We start from the raw sequence: 10849 nt of genomic DNA, 5'->3' as shown, positions 1-10849 counted from the left end.
CGGTCACTCTTGCGTCAGTTCGCGCGGCGGGGCCGAGACGGTGCGCAGCCCCGCGCGGCGCCAACGCTCCAGCTCGGCATAGGGGTCCAGCGTCATCGGCGCATAGGCGCGGAAATAGACGTTCACGTCGAACAGCCGTTCGAGCAGCCGGCCGTCATTCCTGCGGCGATAATCCAGATCCTCGGCCGCCAGCGTCGCGCGGATGTCCTGCGCCACGCCAAAGCGCGTGACATGGGCGATCAGGCTGCCCGATGCGGCGGGGATCGTGTCGCGCTGCAACAGCGCCGGGTTGCCGCCCAGCGCCGCGACGGCGTCGGCCTCGGGCGTGGGATCGACCAGGTTGGACCCGCCCGGCGTCGGTTCAGGCAGCGCGGCCAGATCCTGGGGCATCTGCAGCGGCTTGGTCGGCAGGATCGCGAATTCGTCCGGCGACCGGCTGGCCGATCGGATGTTCATCAGCCGGGGGTCGTTTTCGCCGCCGCCGAACGTGCCGCAGCCCGACACCAGAGCCACCACGCCAAGCGTCGCGATTGCGCCCAGAACCGATCGTGCCGCCATCAGAAGTCTCCCCGTGCCGTTCCTGATCTCGTTTAGCCGATGTGCGCCTGCGCGTCACGGGGTCTTGTTGCGCCCCGAAAACAGCACCAGGCCGAATGCGCCGACGAAGATGGCGATATCCGCGATATTGAACGACCACGGATTGCGGATGCCGGGAATCGAGACGTTCAGGAAATCGGCCACCGCGCCATAGGCGATGCGGTCGATCACATTGCCAAGCGCGCCCCCGATCAGCAGGCCGGCCGAAAGCTGCACCACGCGGTTGTGCGGCTCGCGCCGTGCCCACGAAAAGACCCATATGCTGACCGCGATCGCGACCCCGATCAATGTCCAGCGCGTGATCTCGCTCGATCCCGACAACAGGCCGAAATTGATGCCCTGGTTCCAGGCCATGTGGAACTTCAGCCAGCCAGGGATGACCGCGATCACCTGGCGTGACCACAGGTCCAGCCAGTGCACGACAAGGAACTTCGACACCTGGTCGGCGGCCAGGGTGGCCGCCATGCTCCACCAGAACGCGCGGTTGACCTTCATTGCGGCCTCAATGCCGGAAATGCCGCTGGCCGGTGAAGACCATCGCCAGCCCGGCCGCGTCGGCCGCCGCGATCACCTCGTCGTCGCGCATCGAGCCGCCGGGCTGGATGATCGCGGTCGCGCCGGCCTCGGCCGCGGCCAGCAGCCCGTCGGCGAAGGGGAAGAAGGCATCGGACGCGACGACCGAGCCCCGGACCGTGGGTTCGGGCAGGCCCAGGGCCTGCGCCATGTCGGCCGATTTGCGCGCCGCGATCCGGGTCGAATCCACGCGGCTCATCTGGCCCGCGCCGATGCCGACCGTTGCGCCGCCCTTGACGTAAACGATGGCATTCGACTTGACGTGCTTGGCCACCTTCCAGGAAAACAACAGATCGGCCATCTCGGTTTCGGTCGGGGCGCGTTTCGTCACGACCTTCAGGTCGGCCGGGTCGATCATGCCATTGTCGCGGTCCTGCACCAGGAATCCGCCAGAGACCTGCCGGAAGGCCAGGCCCGGCGCGCGCGGATCGGGCAGCGCGCCGGTCGTCAGCAGGCGCAGGTTCTTCCTGGCGGCAAAGACCTCGCGTGCCTCTTCGGTGGCATCCGGGGCGATCACGACCTCGGTGAAGATCTCGGTGATGGCGCGGGCGGTTTCGCCGTCCAGCGTGCCGTTCAGCGCGACGATCCCGCCAAAGGCCGATACGCGGTCGCAGTCATAGGCGCGCCGATAGGCCTCGACCAGGCTGTTGCCGCGCGCCACGCCGCAGGGATTGGCGTGCTTGATGATCGCGCAGGCCGGGCCTTCGGCCGGGTCGAACTCGGCGACCAGCTCGAAGGCCGCATCGGTGTCGTTGATGTTGTTGTAGGACAGTTCCTTGCCCTGCCACTGGCGCGCGGTGGCAACCCCGGGGCGGTTCGAGCCATCGACATAGAAGGCCGCGCGCTGATGCGGGTTCTCGCCATAGCGCAGGGCCTGGGCCATCGTGCCGGCAAAGGCGCGGCGGCGCGGGGCGAAATCGCCGGCCGCTTCGGCCAGCCAGTTCGACACCGCCGCATCATAGGCGGCGGTGCGGGCATAGGCGCGCTGGGCCAGCTTGCGGCGGAATTTCGGGCAGGTCGCGCCGCCATGCTGATCCATGTCCTGCAGCAGCGCGGCATAGTCCTGGGGATCGACGACGACCGCGACATGGGCGTGGTTCTTTGCCGCCGCGCGCATCATCGCGGGCCCGCCGATGTCGATGTTCTCGACGCAGGTGTCATAGTCTGCGCCCGAAGCCACGGTGGATTCGAACGGATAGAGGTTCACGACCAAGAGATCGATCGGCGCGATGTCATGCGCCTGCATCGCGGCGACATGGTCGGGATTGTCGCGCAGCGCCAGCAGGGCGCCATGGACCTTGGGGTGCAGGGTCTTGACCCGGCCATCCATCATCTCGGGGAATCCGGTGAGTTCGGACACGTCGCGCACCGCCAGACCGGCCTCGCGCAGGCTGCGGGCCGTGCCGCCGGTGGACAGGAGTTCGACGCCGCGTTCGGCCAGTGCACGGGCGAAATCGATCAGGCCGGTCTTGTCGGATACCGAAATCAGGGCGCGGCGGATCGGGGTATGGGCGGTGTCGGTCACGGTTGGGGCTCCTGTCGTCAAGCGAATGGGTCGGGGTCGTCATCGCGCAGGATGTCGCGGATGGCGGTCGGGGTATCCTGCGACTTGGCCAGCGTCCAGCCCAGCGTCATCGCGTAGTCCTGCAGCGTTCCCGAAAGGACGATCTGCCGGCTGGCGCGCGGTTCGGGCAGGCGTTCGTCCAGATAGACCGAGGGCCGAAGCGACATTTCGGCCGTGCCGTCATGGCTGAAGATCCAGGTTTCACCCGATTTCAGGCGCAGCGTGACGCGCAGGCCCGAGGCATCCGCCGTGGCCTCGACATCCGGGTGCAGGTGGAAATGCAGCGCAAAGGGCACGCCGCGATGGCCGATCCGTTCCATCACGGTCTCGAAGCGGCGGCGGTCGGCGACGCTCATGGCGCCCAGGGTGTCCTCGCCGGTCAGTGTGCGGCCATCGCCGGCAAGGTGCAGCGTGCGCACATGGGTCAGGCCATGGGTCGGGACATAGCCATTGTGCCCGGCAGTCAGGGTCTGCCCCTGCGGGTCGGATTCGGGCTGCGCCCAGACCTGATCGGGGATCTCGGCCAGTTCGGCGCGCGCGCCCGCCGCAAGGCGGGACGACGAATAGCCCTCGATCGCCAAAGTCGAATGCGCGGCCGTCGCCCGTGCCGCCCGCCGCCAATCGGCGCCGAACCGCGCGCCCGATCCGCAATTGACGATCAGCGGCCGACGCCCCGAGGTGAGTTCCAGCGCAAGCGTCGAGGCATGGGCATTGACCGATTGCCGCCCCATCGGCGGCCGCGCCGCATCGACGATCACCGTGCTGCGACCGGCGGCCAGGCGGGCATAGCCCATGGCAAGGCCACGCGCCGTCATCGCGCGTCCGCCGGCCAGCGACAGGGCAAGGTCCAGCCGTCCCTCGGCCCCGCTTCCGCCGCCATGAAAGCGGGCAAGCGCGCCATCGGCATGACGCAGGGCGCGCAGGGTGGGCGCGATGCGTTCGATCGCGGAAAGATGCTGTGTGGCAGGCGTGAAGCCCGCTTCGCGCAGATCCGTCGCCGCACGGGTCAGAAGGGCAAAGGCGTTCAGAAGCTCTTCGGGGTTGCGGCTGGCGATGCCGCCCTCGGCGTCGATCTGGCGCGCGCAGTCCTGCCCCACGGCATCGGCGGCCCGGGCAACATGCCGATCCATGCCGCTGAGCGACAGGCCGGCATGGATGAGCGCGCAAAGCGCGGTCAGCCGGGGCAGGCCGGGTGGCGCCGAGCGCGCGCGGCGCGACAGGAAGACCGTTTGCTGGGCCAGGCTGCGGCGGAAGGCGGCGCTTTGGCCGGGCGTCGCCTTGTCCAGGATCATGGCGGAATGGTCGATCCAGCGCATCACCCGGCGGCCCGTTACCGCCGGGGTCCAGCCCGGGCCGCTGCCGCGGCCGAACCGCGCGATCCATGCCATGACCGCCCGCGCGGCCGTTTCACGCGCGGCGGCATCGGCCGCGGCGGCAAGGTCGTCGAGCCAGCCGAAACCGTGCAGTTCGTGGGCGAAGTATCTGTCGGGTGGAGGCTGGTCCCAGATCCGTTCGGGATCGCTGTCGATCATGTGGCCGGCCATGCGGAACCGTCCGCGCGCCAGATCGCGTCCGCGCGGGATCGATCCGATGTCCCGGGGTTCGGGCGGGCGGGTCAGTTCAGGCGTTGCGCCCGACAGGGCCGCAAGGCGCGCATGAAACCGGTTCGCGATACCGATCCTGACCCGCCCGTTCGCCTGTCGCCGCGCCATCCGCCGCTCCCGCTCTTGCCTCATGCGCCCGGAAGATCCAGCCGGGCCACGAAGAACCCATCCATTCCGCCCCGTTCCGGCCAGTAATCCGGACGCAGGCGCAGGCCGCCATCTGCCGTGATCCATTGCGGCGCAATTCCCGGCAGGTCAAGGGCCTCGCGGTTTGCCCGCAGCCCGGGGTGGCGTTCGAGCGCGGCCGCGAGCCGGGATTCGCCTTCCTCGGGCAGCAGCGAACAGGTCGCGAAGACAAGCCGCCCGCCGGGCCGCAGGAAGCCAAGCGCACGATCGATCAGCCGGTCCTGCAGATCGGCGATCTGTGCGATCGACTTGCCGTCGCGGATGAAGGGCAGGTCGGGATGGCGGCGGATCGTGCCGGTCGCCGAACATGGCGCATCCAGAAGCACCGCGTCGAAGGGCTGGTCTGGCTGCCAGTCCAGCGCGTCGGCGACGACGCATTCGGCCGAGAGCCCACAGCGGGTCAGGTTCTGGCGCAGCCGATCCATCCTCTGGTCCGAGATGTCCAGCGCGGTGACGCTTGCGCCCGTCGCGGCAAGCTGCAGCGTCTTGCCCCCCGGCGCGGCGCAAAGGTCGAGCACGCGTTCCCCGGGCCGTGCGGCCAGCACCCGGGCGGGGATCGCGGCGGCGGCGTCCTGGACCCACCAGCCGCCCTGCTCGTAGCCCGGAAGCTGCGAGACCTGCGCCGCGCCACGGATGCGAACCGAGCCGGTGGGCAGAGCCTCGGCACCCAGGGTCGCGGCCAGCGTCGTGGCATCGCCATCACGCGGCGTCAGGTCGAGATCCGCGCCGCGCGCATGTGCCGCCTCGATCGCCTGAACGGCCTTCTTGCCATAGGCTGACATCAACCGCCCGCGCAGCCAGTTGGGCAGCGGCTGGGGCGGCAGGGCGTCCCAGTCAGCCTGCGGTGTCGCAGCTGCCGCGCGCAGCACGGCGTTCACCATGCCGGCCATGCCGGCAGCGCCCATCTCGCGCGTCAGCGCGACGGCGTCGTTCACGACGGCGTGCGACGGCGCGCCTTCGGCAAGCATCTCGACCACGGACAGACGCAGAAGGGCGCGGATCACCGGCGGCGGCGGCTTGCGCAGCCGCGGGCGCAGGACGTGTTCGGCGCGCGCGACATTGCGCAGCGTTGCAAGCGCAAGGCGCTGGGCCCGCGCGCGGTCTGGTGGCGACAGGGGCGCCAACAGGCCCGAGGCAATCTGGTCGGCGATCGACCGACCCTGTCCGTCGGGCGCCTCTGTCACGCCAAGCACGAGCCGCAGCGCGCCCTGTCGCGCCGAACGGACCATCTGTTGCGAAATCCTGCCCATCGTGCCCCCGTCTTGCCGTCGCCGCGCAGGCGGGTTGGACGGCGTCTGATCTGGCCCTATATCATGGCCGTGCCGCAGACAAGGAAAGCGCCGATGAGCGACGAGACGCGCAACACGGACAATACCGACCCCGGACCGCAATCGGAACGTGACGAACTTCCCCCCGCCGCGCGCCGCGCCCTTGCCGAGGCCGAGGCGCGCCGCGCGCAGGCGCGCGCCCTGAACCTGCCGCCGGAACTGGGCGGCCGCGAGGGCCCGGAGCCCGTCCGCTATGGCGACTGGGAGCGCAAGGGCATCGCCGTCGATTTCTGAGCGGTCTTTGGTGCCGTTGGTGACGCAGCATGTCAGATCGCGCTTCCCAAAAGGCGCGATCTGCGGTATTGCGCGGCCATCTGAGACGTGAACCTGGGCCCCCGGGGCATGCATAGGATTGGGGGCGGCGGCAATGGGGCCGCCACAAGTATGGGAGCACCGGAGGGCCGGATGCTCCTCAGAGGAACCGAAATAGATGTTTAACGTGACGAAAAGATCGATCCAGTGGGGCCGTGAAACGCTCACTCTGGAAACGGGCAAGATTGCCCGGCAGGCCGATGGTTCGGTCGTTGCAACGCTTGGCGAAACCTCGGTGATGGCGAATGTCACCTTTGCCAAGGAACCCAAGCCGGGTCAGGATTTCTTTCCCCTGACCGTTCACTACCAAGAGAAATTCTATGCCGCGGGCAAGGTGCCCGGCGGCTTCTTCAAGCGCGAAGGCCGCCCCAGCGAAAAGGAAGTGCTGACCTCGCGCCTGATCGACCGGCCGATCCGGCCGCTCTTCGTCGAGGGCTTCAAGAACGAGGTCCTGGTCATCTGCACCGTCCTGAGCCACGACCTGGTCAACGACCCCGATATCGTCGCCATGATCGCCGCCAGTGCGGCGCTGACGATTTCGGGCGTGCCTTTCCGCGGCCCGATCGGCGCGGCCCGCGTGGGCTATGCCAACGGCGAATACATCCTGAACCCCGAAGTTTCGGACATGGCCAATCTGCGCGCCAATCCCGAACAGCGGCTGGATCTGGTCGTCGCCGGGACCAAGGATGCGGTGATGATGGTCGAGTCCGAAGCCTATGAGCTGTCGGAAGCCGAGATGCTGGGCGCGGTCAAGTTCGGCCACGAGAAGATGCAGCCGGTCATCGACATGATCGTCGATTTCGCCGAGGAATGCGCCAAGGAGCCGTTCGACTTCACCCCGCCGGACTACTCGGCGCTGTACGAAAAGGTCAAGGCCGCCGGCGAAGCGCAGATGCGCGCCGCCTTTGCCATCCGCGACAAGCAGGAACGGCAGGCCGCGATCTCGGCCGCGCGCGAGGCTATCAAGGCCGCGCTGACCGAGGAGGAACTGGCCGACGAGAATCTGGGCTCGGCGCTGAAGAAGCTGGAATCGTCCATCCTGCGTGGCGATATCATCAATGGCGGGGCCCGGATCGACGGGCGCGACACCAGGACGGTGCGGCCGATCTCGGCCGAAGTCGGCATTCTGCCGCGCACGCATGGCTCGGCGCTGTTCACCCGCGGCGAGACCCAGGCGCTGGTCGTGACGACGCTGGGCACCGGCGAGGATGAGCAGATCATCGACGCGCTGCACGGGAACTTCCGTGAAAACTTCATGCTGCATTACAACTTCCCGCCCTATTCGGTGGGCGAGGTCGGCCGTTTTGGACCTCCGGGCCGACGCGAGATCGGCCATGGCAAGCTGGCATGGCGTGCACTTCAGGCGGTGCTGCCCGCGCCGACGGACTTCCCCTACACGATCCGTATCGTGTCCGAGATCACGGAATCGAACGGCTCGTCCTCGATGGCCACGGTCTGCGGCAGTTCCCTGTCGATGATGGATGCGGGTGTTCCGCTGAAATCGCCGGTCGCCGGCGTCGCCATGGGCCTGATCCTCGAGGAAGACGGCCGTTGGGCGGTCTTGACCGACATCCTGGGGGACGAAGACCACCTGGGCGACATGGACTTCAAGGTTGCCGGTACGCAAAACGGCATCACCAGCCTGCAGATGGATATCAAGGTCGCGGGCATCACGCCCGAGATCATGGAGCAGGCCCTGGCCCAGGCCAAGGACGGCCGTCTGCATATCCTGGGCGAAATGTCCAAGGCCCTGTCGCAGGGCCGGTCGGAATTCTCGGCCCATGCCCCGCGGATCGAGACGATGCAGATCCCGGTCGACAAGATCCGCGAGGTCATCGGTTCGGGCGGCAAGGTCATCCGCGAGATCGTCGAGACTTCGGGCGCCAAGATCGACATCAACGACGATGGTGTCATCAAGATTGCCTCGTCGAATGCCGAGGCGATCAAGAAGGCCTATGACATGATCCATTCGATCGTGGCCGAGCCGGAGGAAGGCAAGATCTATACCGGCAAGGTCGTCAAGCTGGTCGATTTCGGCGCCTTCGTGAACTTCTTTGGCAAGCGCGACGGTCTGGTCCATGTCAGCCAGATCACCAATCGCCGCCTGAACCATCCTTCGGAAGTGCTGAAGGAAGGCCAGGAAGTGAAGGTCAAGCTGCTGGGCTTTGACGATCGCGGCAAGGTCCGCCTGGGCATGAAGATGGTCGACCAGGAAACTGGCGAGGAAATCGTGCCCGAGAAGAAGGAAAAGGAAGACGCCTCGGAATAAGGCGCCTTTCCCTGGGATCGGCCCCGGCATCATTGCCGGGGCCTTTTTCTTTCCTTGACCGCGGGACAGAAAAAGGCCCGGCGGGCTGATGCCGCCGGGCCGTTTTGGCTTGCCCCCGCGCCGGTTCAGCCGGGCAACTTGGCGTAGCGCAGATAGGGCAGGACCTTGTTGATCTTGCCGTATTTCTTTTCGGCCGTCTCGTCATCGACCGACAGCGGAACGATCACGTCCTGGCCCTGGGTCCAGTTGGCTGGCATGGCCACGTTGTTGGCCTCGGCCGCCTGCAGGGCGTCCAGCGCGCGCAGGACCTCGGCAAAATTGCGGCCGACATTCATCGGATACAGCATCGACAATTTCAGCTTCTTGTCCGGCCCGATGATGAAGACCGCGCGCACCGTGGCCGTGTCGGCCGGGGTCGCGTTTTCGGGCAGATAGGCGTCGGCGGGCAGCATGTCGAAGGCCTTGGACACGTGCAGGTCATCGTCGGCGATGATCGGGAAGCCCGGATAGGCCTTGGCGACGGATTCGATGTCGCGCTTCCAGCGCTTGTGTTCTTCGACGCCATCGACCGACAGGCCGATGACCTTGGTGTTGCGCTTCTTCCATTCCTCGGCCAGCTGGGCCACGGCGCCGAATTCGGTGGTGCAGACGGGCGTGAAGTCCTTGGGGTGCGAGAACAGGATCGCCCAGCTGTCGCCGATCCATTCATGGAACTGGATCACGCCCTGATCGGTCTGAGCGGTGAAATCGGGGACGGTTTCGTTGATGCGGATGCCCATCGGAATCTCCTTGTCCGGTTGTCTGAGGTGACGCCGCAGAGATAAGCATTCCGCGCGGGAATTGCACCTGTCAAAAGTCGCGACACGCCGCCCTGTCACCCCGGCAATCTGGGGCCTTGGCAAATCGGCCGGCCCCTGACACCCTGCCCGCGACAGACAATGAGGTGCGCCATGATCGAACGTCGCGAATTCTATATCAACGGGCGCTGGGTCGCGCCGATCGGGGGGCGCGACTGCCCGGTGATCGACCCTTCGACCGAGGAGCCCTGCGCGGTGATCTCTCTGGGATCGGCTGCCGATGCCGACGCGGCCGTTGCCGCCGCGCAGGCGGCGCTGCCCGAATGGTCGGCCACGCCGCCGGCCGAACGGCGCCGGATCGTCGCCGCGATCCTTGACCAGTACGAGCGCCGGAAAGAGGAACTGGCCCAGGCGATCAGCATGGAGATGGGCGCCCCCATCGACATGGCCCGCGACCAGCAGGCGCCCTGCCTGCCGTGGCATCTGAAGAACTTTCTGACGGCCTTTGACCAGATCGAATGGATCCGGCCGCTTGGCCCGCACGCCCCCGATGACCGGATCGTGCTGGAGCCGATCGGGGTGGTGGGGCTGATCACACCGTGGAACTGGCCGATCAACCAGATCGCGCTGAAGGTCATTCCGGCGCTTCTGGCGGGCTGCACCTGTGTGCTGAAACCGTCCGAGGAAGCGCCGCTGAACGCGATGATCTTTGCCGAGATGCTGCACGATGCAGGGGTGCCGCCGGGCGTGTTCAACCTGGTCAACGGCGATGGCGCGGGGGTCGGCACAAGGTTGTCCGAGCATCCCGTCGTGCAGATGATCTCGTTCACCGGTTCGACCCGCGCGGGCCGCGCGATCAGCCGCGCGGCGGCCGAGACACTGAAACGCGTCGCGCTGGAGCTGGGCGGAAAGGGCGCGAACCTGATCTTTGCCGATGCCGACGACAAGGCGGTCAAGCGCGGCGTGCTGCACATGATGAACAATTCGGGCCAGAGCTGCAACGCACCCTCGCGGATGCTGGTCGAACGCTCGATCTATGACCGCGTGGTCGAGGAAGCCGCCGAAATCGCGCGCGGCATCAAGGTCGGACCGGCCAGCGAGCCCGGACGCCATATCGGCCCGGTCGTCAACAAGCGGCAATGGGACCAGATACAGTCCTATATCCAGAAGGGGATCGAGGAAGGCGCGCGCCTGGTGGCAGGCGGCCCCGGCCTGCCCGAGGGCATGAATCGCGGCTACTACGTGCGCCCCACCGTCTTTGCCGATGTCCGCCCCGGAATGACGATCGAGCGCGAGGAAATCTTTGGTCCGGTCCTGTGCATCATTCCCTTCACCGACGAGGAAGAGGCCGTGCGGATCGCCAATGACACGCCCTATGGCCTGACGAATTACGTCCAGAGCGAGGACGGCGCGCGGCGCAACCGGCTAGCCCTGCGCCTGAAATCCGGCATGGTCGAGATGAACGGCCAGCCGCGTGGCGCGGGCTCGCCCTTTGGTGGTGTCAAGGCTTCGGGCCGCGCGCGCGAAGGCGGGGTCTGGGGAATCGAGGAGTTCCTCGAGGTCAAGGCGATCTCGGGCTGGGACAGCAGCGCGGGGATCTGAGGGGCGCGAGCGCGTTG

General features: G+C 67.2%; 9 protein-coding genes. 3 read left to right on the top strand and 6 right to left on the bottom strand.

Going from position 1 to position 10849, the window contains the following annotated elements; all coding sequences use genetic code 11:
* Positions 1-3 precede the first annotated feature (3 nt).
* The 5 genes from LV82_RS02570 to LV82_RS02550 are packed head-to-tail and all read right to left on the bottom strand — an operon-like array spanning position 4 to position 5774.
* Positions 4-558, bottom strand: a complete 555-nt coding sequence (locus LV82_RS02570; protein WP_104069109.1) for a DUF3035 domain-containing protein — start codon at positions 556-558, stop codon at positions 4-6.
* A gap of 54 nt (positions 559-612) precedes the next feature.
* The gene (gene lspA / locus LV82_RS02565; protein WP_104069108.1) at positions 613-1092 is read right to left on the bottom strand and encodes a signal peptidase II; all 480 of its coding nucleotides are present in this window, start codon (positions 1090-1092) and stop codon (positions 613-615) included.
* A gap of 7 nt (positions 1093-1099) precedes the next feature.
* A complete protein-coding gene (gene purH, locus LV82_RS02560; protein WP_104069107.1) occupies positions 1100-2695 on the bottom strand; it encodes a bifunctional phosphoribosylaminoimidazolecarboxamide formyltransferase/IMP cyclohydrolase in 1596 nt (531 codons plus the stop codon).
* 17 nt (positions 2696-2712) lie between these two features.
* Positions 2713-4446 carry a heparinase II/III family protein gene (locus LV82_RS02555; RefSeq protein ID WP_245873044.1) on the bottom strand — a complete coding sequence of 578 codons (1734 nt, stop codon included), beginning with the start codon at positions 4444-4446 and terminating at the stop codon, positions 2713-2715.
* Between the two features lie 20 nt (positions 4447-4466).
* Positions 4467-5774 carry an RsmB/NOP family class I SAM-dependent RNA methyltransferase gene (locus LV82_RS02550; RefSeq protein ID WP_104069105.1) on the bottom strand — a complete coding sequence of 436 codons (1308 nt, stop codon included), beginning with the start codon at positions 5772-5774 and terminating at the stop codon, positions 4467-4469.
* A 93-nt stretch (positions 5775-5867) separates the two neighbouring features.
* Between LV82_RS02550 and LV82_RS02545 the strand changes: the two genes are divergently transcribed.
* The gene (locus LV82_RS02545; RefSeq protein ID WP_104069307.1) at positions 5868-6086 is read left to right on the top strand and encodes a DUF1674 domain-containing protein; all 219 of its coding nucleotides are present in this window, start codon (positions 5868-5870) and stop codon (positions 6084-6086) included.
* 196 nt (positions 6087-6282) lie between these two features.
* Positions 6283-8433 carry a polyribonucleotide nucleotidyltransferase gene (gene pnp / locus LV82_RS02540; protein WP_104069104.1) on the top strand — a complete coding sequence of 717 codons (2151 nt, stop codon included), beginning with the start codon at positions 6283-6285 and terminating at the stop codon, positions 8431-8433.
* 125 nt (positions 8434-8558) lie between these two features.
* Here pnp and LV82_RS02535 read toward each other — a convergent pair whose 3' ends face one another.
* Positions 8559-9212, bottom strand: coding sequence for a peroxiredoxin (locus LV82_RS02535; protein ID WP_104069103.1), 654 nt, complete (start codon positions 9210-9212; stop codon positions 8559-8561).
* A 171-nt stretch (positions 9213-9383) separates the two neighbouring features.
* Between LV82_RS02535 and LV82_RS02530 the strand changes: the two genes are divergently transcribed.
* Complete coding sequence (locus tag LV82_RS02530) at positions 9384-10832, top strand: aldehyde dehydrogenase family protein (RefSeq protein ID WP_104069102.1); 1449 nt, start codon at positions 9384-9386, stop codon at positions 10830-10832.
* Positions 10833-10849 lie beyond the last annotated feature (17 nt).

The organism is Albidovulum inexpectatum, from assembly GCF_002927635.1.
GTDB lineage: Bacteria > Pseudomonadota > Alphaproteobacteria > Rhodobacterales > Rhodobacteraceae > Albidovulum > Albidovulum inexpectatum.
The sequence above is the reverse complement of the archived record's forward strand: the minus strand, read 5'-3'. Positions and strand labels throughout refer to the sequence as shown.